Here is a 16,603-nt window from a genome sequence, read left to right on the forward strand (position 1 = left end):
GCTAGTTTTTCCTCGCAATTGCCGAGGCGCTCTGATGTGCCGCACCATTCGCCTCGGTGGCCAAAAAATCTTCGAAATTGCGCGTCTTCTCCCGCAACGAGAGACCGACCTTCGCGCCTTGTTTTTCAATCAGCTGATAGGCGCTCGCGACCCATGGCTGCGTCGGTTCTGGAACCGCATGCAGTGCAGCCTCCGTCCGTTCCGGCGGCAGGTTTACCGCCACCAGCGCGCGGCAGAGATCGAAATGAAATCCCGGATCGCCTTCACCACAAGCCGGAGAGGTCAGTCCAAGCACGAAACAGGCCAGGAGATGGTCGAGTTCCGCAGCGCTGATCCGGCTGGCGTATTGGCGTTGCAGTGCAGCCCAGGCCGCTTCGGCCTTAGGCGCGAAGACCTCGATTTCCGCGAATTGAATGTCCATGGGACAATCCGACATGCTGTATCATCTGGTTGCTCCCCCGCCCCAAATGACTTCAATCGCGACCATGAGCACATTCGCGGTGCAGGTATTTTGGAATAATCCGGAATCTTTGTAGGAAAATCCGGTATTTGGTCCCTGCGCGACAACTGTGACTGCTCTGCCACACAACCTTCGACTATACTGAAGATCAATCGAGGTATCGCCGCGGACAATCATGCGCGCCGCAACAGTCGTTAACGTTGCAGCTTCACCTGCCTGGGGGTTCTGTTCCGGTATCTGGACATGGTGACTGTCAAGTGGCTCTGGTCCGAGAATCCACTGAGATGAGCGACTTCCGCAATCGACAGGTCGCTCTCGATGAGAAGTTTTTCGGCGAAATCGAGACGCAGCCGCAGCAGGTATTTGTGCGGCGGCTCGCCAAAGGTCTTGGTGAATGCCAGGATGAAATGGCTCGGCGAAAGGCCACAGAGTGCGGCCAGCTCGGCCACCGCGATTTTGCTGGAAAAATTTACCTCCAGGAATTCGCGCACCCGCCGGGCGCTGCGGTTAGACAGACCGCCCTTTGGGGCTTGTGGCAACTTTCGCGCTCCTGCGTAGTTCCGAAGCAAATGGACGCCGAACATGGTGACCAACGAATCGATATAGAACTCGTTTGGAGTTTCCCGATCCGTCAGTTCCGCCTTCAGCAACTGCGCGAGTTGCAGCGCTTGGAAGTCGACGGTCCCGTACGGCGGCGGCTGAAGCTCGGCATGGCCGGTGTCGAATTCACGCGTTGCCAGCTCGAAGAGACTCTCGGGGGTGAGCGCCACGATTACGCTTTCCGTGGTGGATGACCGGGTCACCTTGCCGCCGAGGTCGGCTGGGACGATCATGATCATGCCGACGTCGCCGTCGTATTCGTGGACTTTGTCGCTGCCCAGCGATGCCGCAATCCCTGGTGAGGGTGTAAGCAGAACCGAAGCGAAATGTTCCGCCGCTTTGAATGTGTGTGATCCCGGCCCATGAACGACATGTGCCGCGCCGCCTCGAAACGTGACCAGGTAGCGCCCCGCGCTTTCCGGAATTCCGTCGAAGATGCGACGATCCGCGCGCCGCCGCTCTGTCCCGGCGCTTTCCTGGACGTTGCCTCTATGTTGCATCTTCGTCTCTGCCACTGCTGCGCCGATCAATCCAATCCTGTGCTGTATCGAGGCGCCCAGAATTCACGTTTGCTCCTGGGCGTTCCTTCGAATCCTACAGATGCTGCTTTATATTGCAAAGAAGAATTTGAGCTCAAATGAAAATTTTACCAGGATTTTGACTATAAATTTACAGGTTTGAATTTTTAGCCAAGGCTACCTGACTATTTTCCGATCTTATCTTACCATTTTGCCTAGTTATTGTGCATAGTGTGCCGTCGCAATCCAGCGTTGTATTCCGAATATAGATCGCGCGGCCATTGACAGAGCTGGTCGACTATCTGTCATTGCCACGGACGATCCGGCAGCAGTTATCGCCCGAATCATGGCTTCTTTCCCTTGTGCTTCTTCATGGCGGTGGCCAAATGGCCTTGATCCGAAAATCCCGCGAGGTAGGCGACTTCGGCGATGGCGACCCTCCGGGAGCGATCCAGGGCTGCGGACAGAGCATATCCCGCTCCCCCGCATGGTTGCTCTTCTGGGATTGGCATTTTCGGGCATTATGTCCGAGGGCGTGCCGATCGACCCGATCGGCGCCTGCGCTGCGTTCCTGAACCTCGCCCGCATTTTTCATTCAGCCTTGCCTCAGCCGCTTTGCCAGCCCATCGAAATTCCGTGCCGTGCAAACAGCCAACCCGGAAATCCGGACGGTAATTTGTATCCCCCATAGTCCTGCCCAAAGGCAGCGTAGCGCATCCCGTGGATAGAAAAAACATTGTAAGTGAAGAAAAAAGTTCGCGCGAGAAAAACATGGCCTGGCTTGGCCGGCGCTACGGAATTATCCGGCTCACGCAGGCCTGCTAAAGATCGCCTCGGCGTTTCTCGTACAGATCCCAGGACAGCTCGACCATGGCCAGAAGAACGTCTTCCTGGCTCCACCCGGCGGCAACCGCCGCCTCGACAATTCCGCGGACGAGCGGCAGCAATTGGCGCTCGCATTCGGCCGACAGGTTGGCCTCGGCGCCGTCGGCAGGCGGACTATCGAAATCAAATCCCACCATCGGCGTTCCCCCGCCATCAATGATCTAATGAAATGTATGTCTCTGCAATCATACTCCCGTCTAATATACATCAATCGGTAACGAAACACAGCAGCGTCGAGATTGACAGGGCATGGCCGCCCCGATTGCAGCGGCTCCATGGTTCGTCTGGACGTCTTTTTTGGCCTCCTGTTGCCGGCATTGCACATCTTGGATGCGAACCCCAGGCATTCGCGTAAAGCTATCGGGATCCTGGCGAGCTTTGCCGCATGGAGCGGAACCTGCCGCTTCATGGCATCGATGAAGTCGATCAGGTCACCGGGCCGAGCAGGACCGAGCCATCCGGCACCCCGCCATCGATCGGGATGGCTCTGCGGTTTGCGCTCGCCGCCATCGGCTGGCCGATGTCGGACGTCACGATGACCGGGCTCTTCGACGGCACGCGGTCGTAGAGGTCGATGATGTCCTGATTTATCAGGCGCACGCAGCCTGACGAGACGGATTTGCCGATCGAGTTCCATTCCGGCGAGCCATGCAGGCGGTAGAGCGTGTCGACGTTGTCGTGGAACAGGTAGAGCGCGCGGGCGCCGAGCGGGTTCTTGAGGCCGCCGGGCATGCCGCCGTTCTTGGCGCTGTATTCTTCCAGTTCAGGCTGGCGGGCAACCATCTCATCGGGCGGCGTCCATTTCGGCCATTTCTGCTTCCACTGGACGACGGCGTCTCCCGACCATTCGAAGCCGGCGCGGCCGAGGCCGACGCCGTAACGGATCGCCTGGCCGCCTTCGCGCACCAGATAGAGGAAATGGTTGGTCGTATCGACGATGATGGTGCCTGGCCGCTGGCCGGTCGGATCGGGAACGATCTGGCGCAGGAACTGCGGGTCCATCTTCTTGATCGGGATGGCCGGGAGCTCGAACCCGCTGTCGGAAATCGGGCCGTACATCGTCGCATAGTCGCCGAGCGGCGGCTCGTCATAGGTCGGCGGTGGCGGTTCGACCGGCGCCGGCGCCGGTCCGGTGGTGGTGCAGGCGGAGACCGCAATCGAAGCGGCGCCAAGGGCTGCAGCATTCAGAAAGCCGCGACGGCTCAGGCGATAGGGGTCGATTTCGGTCTTCAACATGGTTGCCTTTTTTAAGTCTCGAATCGCAAGAAAGCGTGAATGCCTTCAAGCGGCGCAGTGGTCGGCCTCCCCCAATGCCTGACGCGATAGGCGGTTCCGATTCTGGCCTGAGGGTGGACAAACAAAGGCGAAGCTGTGACCGCCCTGCCACTGTTGCTCGAAGGCAACAGAGTGATCAGCCGCCGGTCAGCAGGCCTTCAAGCGACGGCAGGATCAGCGCCGGCGGGAAATCCCGGTATTCCTCGGGCTGGTTGGCGCGGTTGATCCATACGGTGCGAAAGCCGAATTTGGTGGCGCCGGCGACGTCCCAGCGGTTGGACGACTGGAACGAGACGGCGCCCGGATAGAGTCGCCAGCCCGTCGCCACCATGTCGTAGGTCGACGGGTCGGTCTTGAAGCGCCTGACGGCGTCGACCGAAAAGATATCGTCCAGCACCTGGTCGAGGGCGGCCGACTTGACCGCCGCTTCCAGCATCTCGGGCGAGCCGTTGGACAGGATTGCGAGCTTGGCGCCGGATGCTTTCAGCGCCTTGAGCACGGCCGGCACTTCCGGATAGCAGTCGAGCCGCCAATAGGCTTCGAGCAGCTTGGCCTTCAGTCCCTTGTCGGCGGAGGGAACCTTGAGCAGGGCGAAATCGAGCGCCTGTTCGGTGAGCTGCCAGAAATCGGCATAGCCGCCCATCAGCGTGCGCACCCAGGAATATTCCAGCTGCTTGGCGCGCCAGATTTCCGAAAGCAGCGGGCCGTCGGGGCCGATCTCGCCGTCATGACGGCGCACGGCTGCGTGCACGTCGAACAACGTGCCATAGGCGTCGAAAACGTAAGCCGCGTAATGCATGGCGACAGTTTTGAGGGCAGGCGGCGCAAGGTGCAAGCATCGATTACAGTCTTGATCGCTTTCTTGGGGGGCTCTGGCCTCAACAAATCCGCTCCATGCCGGTTGACGGCGCCGGTCAAAGCATCTTCCAATGCCTGGCAACAAACAGCTTTGAAGCGGAACCGAACAATGACACTGGCGACTGCGGCGCTATCGGCGACATGGACCTTCGTCGACGGCGACTGGTACGAAGGCAACGTCGCCATCCTTGGTCCGCGCAGCCACGCCATGTGGCTCGGCACCAGCGTCTTCGACGGCGCCCGCTGGTTCGAAGGCGTCGCCCCCGATCTCGAGCTGCATGCCGCTAGGGTGAACGCATCGGCGACCGCGCTCGGCCTCGCGCCGTCGATGAACGTCGACCAGATCGTCGGCCTGACCTGGGACGGGCTGAAGAAGTTCGACGGCAAGACAGCGGTCTACATCAGGCCGATGTACTGGGCCGAGCATGGCGGCTATATGGGCGTGCCGGCCGATCCGGCCTCGACCCGTTTCTGCCTCTGCCTTTACGAATCGCCGATGATCTCGCCGACCGGCTTTTCGATCACCGTGTCGCCGTTCCGGCGGCCGACCATCGAGACCATGCCGACCAATGCCAAGGCCGGCTGCCTCTATCCCAACAATGGCCGCGCCATTCTCGAAGCCAAGGGACGCGGCTTCGACAATGCGCTGGTGCTGGACATGCTGGGCAATGTCGCCGAGACCGGAACCTCGAACATCTTCCTGGTCAAGGACAGCCACGTGTTGACGCCGGCGCCCAACGGCACCTTCCTGTCCGGCATCACCCGCTCGCGCACCATGACGCTGCTTGGCGATTACGGCTTCAAGACCACGGAGAAGATGCTGTCGGTGCGCGACTTTCTCGAAGCCGACGAGATATTTTCGACCGGAAATCATTCCAAGGTCGTGCCGATCACCCGCATCGAGGACCGCGATCTGCAGCCCGGGCCGGTGGCCAAGAAAGCGCGCGACCTTTATTGGGAATGGGCGCATTCGACTTCCGCCGGTTGAGCCGCTAAAAGGCAATTGGCGCTTCATTCCGGAGTTGTTCCAGATCAATGCAGCCCTATCTTAATCCGGTATCCGCACCGGATTTTTCCATGAGGAGTATGACCGATGGCTTTTGAATTGCCCGCCTTGCCCTACGACTACGAGGCCTTGCAGCCTTACATGTCGAAGGAGACGCTGGAGTATCACCACGACAAGCACCACAAGGCTTATGTCGACAACGGCAACAAGCTGGCCGCCGAAGCGGGCCTTGGCGATCTGTCGGTCGAAGAGGTGGTCAAACAGTCGTTCGGCAAGAATGCCGGCCTCTTCAACAACGCAGCCCAGCACTACAACCACATCCATTTCTGGAAGTGGATGAAGAAGGGCGGCGGCGGCAACAAGCTTCCGGGCGCCCTGCAGAAGGCTTTCGACGCGGATCTCGGCGGGTACGACAAGTTCAAGGCCGACTTCATCGCCGCTGGCACCACGCAGTTCGGCTCGGGCTGGGCCTGGGTCTCGGTGAAGGACGGCAAGCTGGCAATATCCAAGACGCCGAACGGCGAGAACCCGCTCGTCCATGGCGCATCGCCGATCCTCGGCGTCGATGTCTGGGAACATTCCTATTACATCGACTACCGCAACGCGCGGCCGAAATATCTCGAGGCCTTCGTCGACAGCCTCATCAACTGGGACCATGTCCTTGAAATGTACGAAGAGGCGAAAGCCTGATCGACCCAGAGAAGCCCCGGTACTCCGGGGCTTTTCTTTCTCAGCTGAAGCAGCAGGCACACAAAATTCGGCAGAATCCGGCCGGCGGACAGGGAATAATCCCGGCCCGCCCTCCGTTAACGTTAGGTCGCGACCCCTCATCATCCTGGAGCCAATTGAATGAGAAAGCTTGTTATCGCCATCTCTATGCTCAGCCTCGCCGCCTCGGCGGCTTTTGCCGACCCGATCCTCGACCGACAGGGACTGATGAAGGAACGAGGCAAGATCGTCGGCGGCCTGTCGAAGATCGCCAAGGGCGAAGCGGACTTCGATGCCGCCGCCGTGCTGACGGCGCTGCAGGCGCTGCAAGTCAATGCCGAGAAGTTCGATGTCGACACGCTGTTCCCGGCCGGCAGCGACAGCGGTGATACCACCGCCTCGCCCAAAATCTGGAAAGACATGGCGGGCTTCAAATCGACCGAAGACAAGTACCTCGCCGACGTCAAGGCCGCAGTCGCCGCCGCCCCCGCCGATGTCGATGCGCTGAAGGCGCAGATCGATACGCTCGGCAGTGATTGCGGCACCTGCCACAAGACCTATCGGGTGAAGAAGAGCTGATCCCGGGCAATGCCCTTGTGGAAAAAATTTGTCGGCGTCGCCCTTGTCCTGGGCGTCGTCGGTGCGGGCGCCGGCTGGCTGTTGTCGGCGCCGGTCAAGCTCGACACTGGCACCCTGGCGCAGCTCGGCCCCGGCGACGCCGCCAGGGGCAAGCGCATTTTCAATGCCGGCGGCTGCACCTCCTGTCACGCCAAGCCGGGCTCGCAAGGCGACGCCCGTTTGCAACTGGTCGGCGGCCTCGAGCTCAAGACGCCGTTCGGCACCTTCGTGCCGCCCAACATCTCGCAGGATCCCAAGGACGGCATCGGCGCCTGGACGGTCGAGGACCTTGCCAACGCCATGCTGAAGGGCGTGTCGCCGTCGGGCGAGCATTTCTATCCGGCCTTTCCCTACGCGTCCTACGCCCGCATGAAGCCGGCTGATATTGCCGATCTCTATGCGTTCCTGAAGACGCTGCCGGCGGTCGCCGGCAAGGCGCCCGACAATTCCCTGACTTTCCCCTTCAACATCCGCCGCGGCCTCGGCCTGTGGAAGCGGCTCCATCTCAGCAAAGAGCCGGTGATTGCCTTTGCCGATGGCACGCCTGATCTGGTACTCGCCGGCCGCTATCTGGTCGAGGGGCCCGGCCATTGCGGCGAATGCCACACGCCGCGCGATGTCACCGGCGGCACCAGGAAGAGCCAGTGGTTGGCTGGCGCGGCGGCCGCCGAAGGCAGCGGCATCGTGCCGAACATCACATCGGGCGAAGGCGGGCTCGGTGACTGGTCGGAAGCCGACATCGCCAACTATCTCGAAACCGGTTTTACCCCTGATTTCGATTCGGTCGGCGGCGCCATGGTCGACGTGCAGCGCAACATGGCCGAACTGCCGCCGGAAGATCGCGCGGCAATAGCCGCCTATCTCAAGGCGGTGCCGCCGCATCCCAACGGCTACCCGGTGCGCAGCAAGCCGGCCAAGTGATCCCGGCTACAGGTGGCGATCGCCGAGGAAGTCGAAGCCCGTCTCGAAGAAATGGCTGTAATTGCAGGTCAGTTCCTCGCCGGGTGCGATGTCGCGCAAGGCATAGGTTTCCTCGGGCGAGGAGACATCGCAATTCGGTTCGTCGTCATGGTTCATGTAGCGGGCGTCGTCGGCTTCGAAGACGATGTAGTTCGGATCCCGGCGGTCTGGATAGGAATAACGGTCGAGATAGTTCTTCACCGGGCCGCTCTCGCCTTCATAGGTCTCGACGTCGATGATCCGGTCGAATCTGGGGTCGAGCTTCCAGACCAGCGTGCCCTTGGCAATGTGGTTCCTGGCGAAAACCCCGATGCCCTGGATCGGTGATTTCTCGAGATAGGTGTCGACGAGCAACATAGTGGCCCCTTTGCGTATGTCATGGTCTGGAAGGTGGCGCGCATTGGGTAGCGCGCAGCCATTGCAAATGCGAGTGAAAATGAGCAGCCTGGAATTCAAAAAGTGACGACCGGCGCGCCTCGACGGGCGCGCCTTTCGCATCGACATCAGCGCTGCTGCAAGGCCAGACGGACGCCTAACGCGCAGTAGATGCCGCCAACCACCTTGCCTTGCCATTTCACCACCGACGGATTGCGGCGCAGGAACGTGCCCAGCCGGCCCGCACTCACGGCAAAGACGACTGTGCTGAAAAGGCCGAGCAGAACAAAGATTATTCCCAGCGTCATCAGCTGGAGCATCACCGATCCGTTTTCAGGCCGCACGAACTGGGGCAGGAAGGCGAGGAAGAAAAGCGCCGTCTTTGGGTTAAGCACTTCGGTCAGGACAGCTTGACGAAACGCCTTGCTGGCGGAGATCGCGAGTGCGCCGGCAGTAGGGTCGGCCGGTATTCTCTCGATGATTGCGCGGATGCCGAGGTAAACGAGATACGCCGCGCCGATGTATTTTACGACGCTGAACAGCGTTGCCGAAGTGGCGATGATCGCCGAAATGCCGACCATCGCCATGATGGTATGGAACACATCGCCAGCCGCGACGCCCGCGCCCGTCGCGACGCCAACCCTGGTTCCGGAACTCGTCGCTCGCGTGACCGTCAAAAGCGTGGCTGGGCCTGGAATAAACACAAAGCCAAGCACAACCGCTATGTAAGCCGTCAAGGTGGATAGATCGATCATTGCGACGCCTCCGTTGCATTCTCAGCCTTGCCCGTCACCTCAGGTTCGGGCTTGCCCGTAACCTCGGGTTCGGCCTTGCCAGTCACCTTGAGCGCAAAGGAATAGGTGTAGGCGATCTCCTCCAGCCTGGAGAACCGGCCCGACGCGCCGGCATGGCCGGAATCCATGTTGATCTTGAACAGCACCGGATTGTCGCCGCTCTTGCGCTCGCGCAGCCGCGCCACCCATTTGGCCGGCTCCCAATAGGTGACGCGCGGATCGGTGAGGCCGGCCAGCGCCAGTATCGGCGGGTAGTCGTGATCGGCGACATTGTCATAGGGTGAGTAGGCGGCGATCGTTTGGTAATCTTCCGCCGACGCGATCGGGTTGCCCCATTCCGGCCACTCCGGCGGCGTCAGCGGCAAGCTTGCGTCGAGCATCGTGGTCAGCACGTCGACAAAGGGGACCTCGGCAACGATGGCGCCGAAATTTTGCGGCGCCATGTTGGCGATCGCACCCATCAGCATGCCGCCGGCCGAGCCGCCTTGCGCGACGATGCGGTCGTGTTGGGTGTAACGCTCGGCGACGAGATGCTGCGCGACGGCGATGAAATCGGTGAACGTGTTCATCTTGTGCGCCCGCTTGCCGTCGTCATACCAGCCATAGCCCTTGTCCTTGCCGCCGCGGACATGGGCGATGGCAAAGACAAAGCCACGGTCGACCAGCGAGAACCAGTTGGTGTTGAACGCCGCCGGGATGGCAATGCCGTAAGAGCCGTAGCCGTAAAGCAGGCACGGTGCGGAGCCATCGAGCGGCGTGTCGCGGTGATGCAGGAGCGAGACCGGCACCAGTTCGCCATCGGCGGCCGGCGCCATCAGCCGGCGCGTGACATAATGATCCGGATTGTGACCGGAAGGCACTTCCTGGGTCTTCAGCAGCACACGCTCGCGGCTGCGCATATTGTAGTCGAAGACCTGCGCCGGGGTCGTCATCGACGAATAGGTGAAGCGCATGATCTCGGTGTCGTATTCATAGGACCCCGACAGGCCGAGCGAGAACGCCTCTTCGTCGAACGAGATCAGATGCTCCTCGCCGCTGCGGCGATCGCGCACGACGATGCGCGGCAGCCCTTCCTTGCGTTCGAGCCTGACCATATGATCCCTGAAGCCGACCACCGACAGGATCAGCCGGCCTGGCTCGTGCGCCACCAGCTCTTCCCAGTTGGCGCGAACCGGGTCATCAGCCGGCGCCGTCATGATCTTGAAGTCCTTGGCGCCGTCGGCATTGGTGAGGACGAAGAAGATGTCGCCGCCTTCTTCCAGATCATATTGCAGGCCAGTCTCGCGCTTTGCCACCAGCTTTGGCTCGGCGAAAGGCTCATCGGCGCGCATCAGGTGATATTCCGAGGTTTCGTGATCGTTGATCCCGATCATGATCCATTCGTTGGAGCGCGTGCCGCCGACATCCATGAAGAAGCCGGGATCGGTTTCCTCATAAATCAGCCGGTCATTAAGGGGGCTGCCGCCGAGCGCGTGGAACAGCACCTTGGACGGGCGATGATTGTCGTCGAGCCTTGTGTAGAAGAAGCCGTCATCGGCGGCATTCCAGACGCCGCCACCACTGGTGGCCTCGATCTGGTCGCTCAGTTCCTTGCCGCTGGTGAGATCGCGCACGCGAAGTGTGAAGAATTCAGAGCCCTTGTCGTCGAACGCCCACAACAGCTTGCGGTGATCGGCCGAATGGTCGACGCCGCCGAGGCGGAAATAGGGCTTGCCCTCGGCTTCCGCGTCGCCATCGAGCAGGATCTGCTCATCGCCGCCATCGCGCGGCATGCGGAAATAGCGGGGCTGTTCGCCGCCAAGCTTGAAGGATGAGCCGTAAGCATAGGGGCCATCCTTCATCGGCACCGTCGAATCATCTTCCTTGATGCGCCCCTTCATCTCGCCGAACAGCTGCTTCCGAAGCTCTAGCGTATCGGCCATAAGCACTGCTTGATAGGCGTTTTCGGCTTCGAGATGGGCGCGGATGCGGCCCTCAAGCAGGGAAGGGTCCCTGAACATCGCCTGCCAGTTCTCGGCCCTCAGCCAGGCATAGTCATCTGTGCGGGTAATGCCGTGATGCGTGTCGAAGACGGGGTGTTTCTCGGGGCTCGGCGGGCTGGCGGTCGGAAAAGCTGAGGTCTTGGTCATTGCGTCTCACTGAAGAAATTACTTGAATGGCAAATGAACACGCCGATCAGCGCGGGTTCAAGGGCCGGGATGTATTGGTTGCGGCGGGCTCGGGAGATGAGCCAAAAGGAGAGGATGATGAATTTCCATATCAACACCGCTGCGGCTCTCGCCGTCGTCGCTTCGACCGTTCTGGCTTTCACCGGCCAGTCTCATGCAACCGCGTTCGCCGCTTGGCAAGTGGCTGGCGTGCCGTTCGGCGACACGCTCAACGTTCGCAAATATCCGTCCGGCACCTCGCAGAAGCAGGCCGCCTATCCCAACGGGACGATCCTGCAGATGACCGGCAAGTGCACCGGCGGCTTGAATCTTCTGGAGATCGCCGGCCAGCCGCACTGGAAACAGAAACAGGCAATTCGCTATCAATGGTGTCAAGTTTGGCACGACCCGGCGCAAAATGGTGGTTTTGTTAGTGGCTGGGTCTATGGAAAATACCTCACGCCGTATTGAATCCGGTCAGACCGAAGATCTTCTTCGGCGTGTTTCGCCAACGCTTTGCAACTTGCGGTTTGGTACGAATCCGACAATCAGCCGCCCAAACCTCGAAGCATAGACCAAGCATCGCTGCCCGCTTTATGAGTCCTTGCTGATTTAGCGGTGGTGTGACCTTACGTCATGCTAGTCCTGGTCCGACCAGAAAATATCGCGAAGTTACAGAGTGCACGAAAGATTGAAGCTGAAGAGCGACTATTCGATGAATATCGTTGAATATAGCGCAAGATGCGAATTGACTTACTTTGTCTGTGGGCTCATTAAGATGCCCGGACGCGAATCCATGAAGCTCTTCCCGCGTGAAATTCGCGCCATGCCCGATCTTCCAAAAAGGGCGCAAACAGAAACATCCTTCGTTGGGGCCTAAACCATGGATATCGTCGAAACACCTTCCAGAAATAGCGATGCGCTGATCGAGCTGACCGCCGATGTGGTGGCAGCCTATGTCAGCAACAATCCCGTGCCGGTCGGCGAATTGCCGAACCTTATCGCTGATGTCCATGCCGCTCTCGGGCGCGTGGGCGGAGCAAGCGAACAGCCTCCGGCCGACAAGCAGAAGCCTGCGGTAAACCCGAAGCGCTCTGTTCATGACGATTACATCGTCTGCCTTGAAGATGGCAAGAAGTTCAAGTCGCTGAAGCGCCACCTGATGACCCATTACGGTCTGACGCCCGATGAATACCGCGAGAAGTGGAATCTCGACGCCAGCTATCCGATGGTTGCCCCCAACTATGCCGCTGCCCGTTCGCAGCTGGCCAAGAAGATGGGCCTCGGCCGCAAGCGCAAGGGGCGGTAACACCGGCTCCAATGGACAAGATCAACGGCGCCCCTTACGGCGCCGTTTTTGTTTCTAGAACAATTCCAGGAAAACTGCCGAGCGCTTTCCCTTGGAATTGCGTCGAAAGAAGAGAAGATAGAGCAATCAAGCAGTCTGCTTGAGAGCCATCTCGGCGTCCCGCTTGACGCGCTTGACCATCGAGCGCAGGCCATTGGCCCGCTGCGGCGACAGATGTTCGTCGAGGCCAAGCGACCTCAGCGTCGCCTCTGCGTCCGTTTCAAGGATCTGGCTGGCAGTCCGTCCCGAAAACAGCGCCAGCATGATGGCGACCAGACCGCGCACGATATGAGCGTCTGAATCGCCTGTGAAGGTGATGACCGGATCGGCGCCCGGCGCTCGGCTCGTGGTCAGCCAGACCTGGCTGACGCAGCCCGGCACCTTGTTGGCGGCGTTGCGTTCGGCGTCGGGAAATGGCGGCAGCGCTTCGCCGAGCTCGATGACATAGCGATAGCGGTCTTCCCACTCGTCGAGCAGGGAGAAGTCGTCGCGGATCGTCTGGATCGTCGTGGCCATTGCTCGGGATATAGTCATCCGCGGCTGCGGCGTCACGGAAAAAGAAGAAAAGCACCGCAGGCATCGAGAGGTCCGACCGGCCTGCGGTGTCGCTGTAGATACAGCTGAAACGGTGTTTAGTTCTTCGCCACCAGCTTGGCAGGTATGTTGACTGTCGCCGGCAGCACGATGTCCTTGGCGACGCTGCCGGTGGCCAGCGATGTATCGGGCGAGGTCTCGGCGCTCTTGTCGTCCAGCATGGCGGCGGCGATCTTGGCGGTTTCCTTGGCCCGGGCGCTGATCGTATGCATCGCCGACTTGCCGGTTTCGCAGACGTCCGGCTTGCGCTCGCAAATGCCCGTGATGTCGCCGACCGCTTCGCGCGCCGCAAAAAGCGCCTGGAACGGCCCGACGCTCTCGCGGCCATCCTCGTCGGGGCCGACGGTCAGCGGCAGCGCCAGCAACACCAGCGAAAACCAGAACGCCATTCTTATCAAAAAGCCCATCGATCTGCCCTCTCGTCCAATGACCGGATCATGCGTCCATGCGCAATGACCTCTTTATATCAGCGACAATGGCACATGAGGCGCAAAGGACGGCTTTCCTGCTCAGTGAAAATTTTCCTCAAATTTTAGGCAAATTCGAAGCGAGGCGTTTTGCAGTGCATTAGCCTCAAATGCCGACAATTTTCTTAACCTTGCAGTAACCATCTAAGCGATTGTTGCGCATGGATATCTTCAGAAGAGCAGGCATGCCGGCTCAGGGTTTCGCAGCCACGGGCACGCCCTTTGCACATAACGCTCCGTTTACTATGGCTACAAATGGCGGTGCATTCCGGTACCGGCGCTCCAATTTTTGCCGCAGCGCGCTCGTTGTTCCGGTCAGCCTTATTCATTCCTTAAACGCTGGATGCGAGTTTCAAACAAGCAAAAGCGACCTGCAAAGCAGGGGCAGTCACGACCGGGTGCGAGTGCGTTGAGTTTGACAACTGCCAGATATCTTGAACTGCCTGGCGCGCTGGCGGCCGGTTGCGAACGCATGGTCCATCCGGCCATCATCGGCCAGGGCGACCGCCTGCGCCAGCGCCGGTTCATCGGCATCATGCTTGCCGCTCCGTTCTTCGCCGCCGGTGCGGCGGTGACACTGGTCACCTCGGGCATGGGCGCCGCCGTCACCGTCGCAACCATTTTCGCCGCCTTCGGTCTTTGCTGGTTCGCCGCCTTGCTGGTGGCGGCGTCAGGCAAGATGACGCTGGCAGCCCAGGTTGCCCTTGCCGCCGGCGGTCTTGCGCTTGCCGGCGCCGTCGCGGCAGCAGGCGGCCTGGCGTCGCCGGTTGCGCTGCTGGCCCTGGCAGTGCCATTCGAGGCCTGGTGGATCGGCGGTTCAAAGCGCGCGGCACTTTGGGGCGGCCTCGCGGCCTTGGCCGCAATGCTGCTGCAGCCCTTTGTCGCCTCTGTCGTCCCGCTCGGCGGGGCGCAAGTCGCGGCGTGGCACTGGCTGCTGCCGCTCGCCTGGGGCCTGACGCTGGTTCCCCGGCTCGCAGCCCTAGGCGATGCCGCACGCGCGCAGCCCGCGCTGCTTCCAAACGACCGCCTTGAAGACATGATCGACGCCGTTGTCCTGCATGTCGCCCGGCATGGCGAGGTCCTGGATGCCTCAGCCAAGGCGCGCACCATCCTGAAGCTGCCGCCGGAACTGCTTTTCGGCGCCGGGCTGTTCGACCGCATCCACCTGTCCGATCGCGTCGCTTATCTCAGCGCGCTTGCCGACATGCGCGATGGCGCCCTGGCGCGCCGGCTCGATCTTCGGGTAAGGCTGCCGCAGGACGGCAGCGCCTCGACGGCCGACAATTACCGGCCATTTCAGCTCGAACTGATGCGTGCCGAAGAGCAGCAGGAGACCTTCACCCTGCTGCTGCGCGAGAACGACGAGACTGCCGAATTGCGCGACGAGCTTGCTGCCGCCAATGAGGCCGCAGCGTCGGCCGAGGTGGCAAAGGGCCGCTTCCTGGCGGTCGTCAGCCATGAGCTTCGGACGCCGCTCAACGCCATCATCGGTTTTTCCGACATGCTGCTGCATGAGATGTTCGGCGGCTTCAAGGACCCGCGCCAGAAGGAGTATGTCGGCCTGGTGAAGGAGTCGGGCCAGCATCTGCTTGCCGTCGTCACCTCCATCCTTGATGTCTCGAGGATCGAGGCCGGCGCCTACGCGACCGAGCCCGAACCGTTCCGATTCATCGAAGCGGTCGAGATGTGCCAGTCGATGATGCAGCTGCAGGCGAATGCCAAGAACATCGGTCTCCAGGCGCAGATTGCGCCGGACGCCGGGGAGATCAATGCCGACCGTCGTGCCGTGCAGCAGATCCTGATCAACCTCGTCTCCAATGCGGTCAAGTTCACGCCCGATGGCGGCAATGTCGTCGTCGGCGCCAAGCGGATCGGCTCGCGGCTGCATTTCTGGGTCAGGGACACCGGCATCGGCATCGCCGAGGAAGATTTTGTCAATCTCGGCAAGCCGTTCATGCAGATCCAGAACGACTATACGCGCCGCTTCGAGGGCACCGGGCTCGGCCTGTCGCTGGTCAAGGGCCTGGTGGCGCTGCACGACGGCACGATGTCGATCGAAAGCATGCCGGGCGAGGGGACGACGGTCACGATCAGCCTGCCGGTGAACGGGCCGAAGAGGAGCGCGACCGAGAGGAACGGCGTGCTGCCGATGCCCGCGACCAGGACGAAAGGCGACGCGAAAGGGGACAGGAATGGCTCGCTCCGCAAAACAGCCTAAGGCGGTCAAGCGCCGCAGCGGCGCGTTCGAGGCCGGCGCGATTGCGCTGGGCGGCGCGATCTCGCGCAATCCGGTCCTGGTCGGCGGCTCGACCGCCTTCCTGGTGACGCTGTTCTACGTTTCCGCCAACGCGCTGTGGTACCAGCCGTTTCCGCATGCCGGCGCCTTCTTCGCCACCCGCAGCATCGAGGGTTTTCCGCACCCCGGCGCGGACGAACCCGAAACCACCATCAACATCCTGCGGCCCGGCCCGGCTCCGGTCAAAAGCGATCCGACCGTCGAGCAGGTCCAGGGCATCCTGAAGGATCTCGATTTCTACACGGGAACGGTCGACGGCATTTCCGGGCCGAATACCCAAAAGGCGATCCAGGCATACCAGCAGAAAGTTGGCCTGCCGGCCTCCGGTGAGATCGACGCCGTCCTGCTCGACCAGCTCGGCGCCAAGCAGACAACAGCTGGCATCCCGCATCCTGTGCCGAGGCCCGTGGATATGGCCGCCGCTCGAGTTGCCGCGCCCGAGGCCGCGCCTGCGCCCATCCCGGTTTCCGCGCCGGTATCCGCCCAGGCGCCCGATGCCCGCATCGTCAAGATCCAGGCCGGCCTGAAGGCATTCGGCAATGACGACATGCAGCTCGACGGCGTCGTCGGCGCCCGCACCAAGGCGGCGATCAAGGAATTCCAGTCGCTATTCGGCCTGCCGGAAACGGGCGAGCCCGACGAGGTCGTCTACGTTAAGATGCGCGAGATCGGCCTGACCAATTGAGTGGTCAAG

18 protein-coding genes are annotated in these 16,603 nt (G+C 61.1%); 8 read left to right on the forward strand and 10 right to left on the reverse strand.

Annotated elements, in window-relative coordinates:
- Position 1 precedes the first annotated feature (1 nt).
- From X756_RS142800 to X756_RS142785, 5 genes are all read right to left on the reverse strand, one after another.
- Positions 2-421, reverse strand: a complete 420-nt coding sequence (locus tag X756_RS142800) for a hypothetical protein (RefSeq protein WP_023673694.1) — start codon at positions 419-421, stop codon at positions 2-4.
- A gap of 233 nt (positions 422-654) precedes the next feature.
- A complete protein-coding gene (locus tag X756_RS01000000165890) occupies positions 655-1,590 on the reverse strand; it encodes an AraC family transcriptional regulator (RefSeq protein WP_306413643.1) in 936 nt (311 codons plus the stop codon).
- A gap of 809 nt (positions 1,591-2,399) precedes the next feature.
- Positions 2,400-2,600 (reverse strand): hypothetical protein, encoded by a 201-nt coding sequence (locus X756_RS142795; protein ID WP_023684556.1) that lies wholly within the window; start codon positions 2,598-2,600, stop codon positions 2,400-2,402.
- A gap of 289 nt (positions 2,601-2,889) precedes the next feature.
- Positions 2,890-3,699, reverse strand: coding sequence for a L,D-transpeptidase (locus X756_RS142790; RefSeq protein ID WP_023692792.1), 810 nt, complete (start codon positions 3,697-3,699; stop codon positions 2,890-2,892).
- A gap of 175 nt (positions 3,700-3,874) precedes the next feature.
- Positions 3,875-4,537, reverse strand: coding sequence for a haloacid dehalogenase type II (locus tag X756_RS142785; RefSeq protein ID WP_023673689.1), 663 nt, complete (start codon positions 4,535-4,537; stop codon positions 3,875-3,877).
- Between the two features lie 168 nt (positions 4,538-4,705).
- On the opposite strand from X756_RS142785, the gene X756_RS142780 reads away from it, so the two are divergent.
- The 4 genes from X756_RS142780 to X756_RS142765 all read left to right on the forward strand — a co-directional run bounded on the left by X756_RS142780 (position 4,706) and on the right by X756_RS142765 (position 7,849).
- The gene (locus tag X756_RS142780; protein WP_023731015.1) at positions 4,706-5,584 is read left to right on the forward strand and encodes a branched-chain amino acid aminotransferase; all 879 of its coding nucleotides are present in this window, start codon (positions 4,706-4,708) and stop codon (positions 5,582-5,584) included.
- A 105-nt stretch (positions 5,585-5,689) separates the two neighbouring features.
- The gene (locus tag X756_RS142775) at positions 5,690-6,292 is read left to right on the forward strand and encodes a superoxide dismutase (protein ID WP_023673687.1); all 603 of its coding nucleotides are present in this window, start codon (positions 5,690-5,692) and stop codon (positions 6,290-6,292) included.
- Positions 6,293-6,451: 159 nt separating this feature from the next.
- Positions 6,452-6,889, forward strand: coding sequence for a cytochrome c (locus X756_RS142770; protein WP_023684552.1), 438 nt, complete (start codon positions 6,452-6,454; stop codon positions 6,887-6,889).
- A gap of 9 nt (positions 6,890-6,898) precedes the next feature.
- Positions 6,899-7,849: a cytochrome c gene (locus X756_RS142765; RefSeq protein ID WP_023731016.1), complete on the forward strand. Its 951-nt coding sequence runs from the start codon at positions 6,899-6,901 to the stop codon at positions 7,847-7,849.
- Positions 7,850-7,855: 6 nt separating this feature from the next.
- Here the strand turns inward: X756_RS142765 and X756_RS142760 are convergent, their stop codons facing one another.
- The 3 genes from X756_RS142760 to X756_RS142750 all read right to left on the reverse strand — a co-directional run bounded on the left by X756_RS142760 (position 7,856) and on the right by X756_RS142750 (position 11,186).
- A complete protein-coding gene (locus tag X756_RS142760) occupies positions 7,856-8,245 on the reverse strand; it encodes an SET domain-containing protein-lysine N-methyltransferase (RefSeq protein WP_023673684.1) in 390 nt (129 codons plus the stop codon).
- 146 nt (positions 8,246-8,391) lie between these two features.
- Positions 8,392-9,018 carry a LysE family translocator gene (locus tag X756_RS142755; RefSeq protein ID WP_023702202.1) on the reverse strand — a complete coding sequence of 209 codons (627 nt, stop codon included), beginning with the start codon at positions 9,016-9,018 and terminating at the stop codon, positions 8,392-8,394.
- Positions 9,015-11,186, reverse strand: a complete 2,172-nt coding sequence (locus X756_RS142750; protein WP_023731017.1) for a S9 family peptidase — start codon at positions 11,184-11,186, stop codon at positions 9,015-9,017. Before X756_RS142750 ends, X756_RS142755 begins: the two co-directional genes overlap by 4 nt.
- A 114-nt stretch (positions 11,187-11,300) precedes the next feature.
- Here X756_RS142750 and X756_RS142745 point away from each other — a divergent pair, with 114 nt between their 5' ends.
- Together X756_RS142745 and X756_RS142740 are read left to right on the forward strand one after the other, a co-directional pair.
- Positions 11,301-11,675 carry an SH3 domain-containing protein gene (locus X756_RS142745; protein ID WP_023702200.1) on the forward strand — a complete coding sequence of 125 codons (375 nt, stop codon included), beginning with the start codon at positions 11,301-11,303 and terminating at the stop codon, positions 11,673-11,675.
- Positions 11,676-12,087: 412 nt separating this feature from the next.
- Positions 12,088-12,513 carry a MucR family transcriptional regulator gene (locus X756_RS142740; protein ID WP_023673680.1) on the forward strand — a complete coding sequence of 142 codons (426 nt, stop codon included), beginning with the start codon at positions 12,088-12,090 and terminating at the stop codon, positions 12,511-12,513.
- Between the two features lie 126 nt (positions 12,514-12,639).
- Here X756_RS142740 and X756_RS142735 read toward each other — a convergent pair whose 3' ends face one another.
- Both X756_RS142735 and X756_RS142730 read right to left on the reverse strand, forming a co-directional pair.
- On the reverse strand, positions 12,640-13,068 hold the full coding sequence (locus tag X756_RS142735) for a SufE family protein (RefSeq protein ID WP_023673679.1): 429 nt from the start codon (positions 13,066-13,068) through the stop codon (positions 12,640-12,642).
- Positions 13,069-13,184: 116 nt separating this feature from the next.
- Complete coding sequence (locus X756_RS142730) at positions 13,185-13,553, reverse strand: DUF5330 domain-containing protein (RefSeq protein ID WP_023731018.1); 369 nt, start codon at positions 13,551-13,553, stop codon at positions 13,185-13,187.
- 532 nt (positions 13,554-14,085) lie between these two features.
- On the opposite strand from X756_RS142730, the gene X756_RS142725 reads away from it, so the two are divergent.
- Positions 14,086-15,831, forward strand: coding sequence for a HAMP domain-containing sensor histidine kinase (locus X756_RS142725; RefSeq protein WP_023731019.1), 1,746 nt, complete (start codon positions 14,086-14,088; stop codon positions 15,829-15,831).
- Entirely contained in the window at positions 15,806-16,594 is a 789-nt protein-coding gene (locus X756_RS142720) for a peptidoglycan-binding protein (protein WP_023670159.1), read from the forward strand. The genes X756_RS142725 and X756_RS142720 overlap by 26 nt, the downstream gene beginning before the upstream one ends.
- The last annotated feature ends 9 nt before the right edge of the window (positions 16,595-16,603 follow it).

The organism is Mesorhizobium sp. LNJC405B00 (genome assembly GCF_000502615.1).
Taxonomy (GTDB): domain Bacteria; phylum Pseudomonadota; class Alphaproteobacteria; order Rhizobiales; family Rhizobiaceae; genus Mesorhizobium.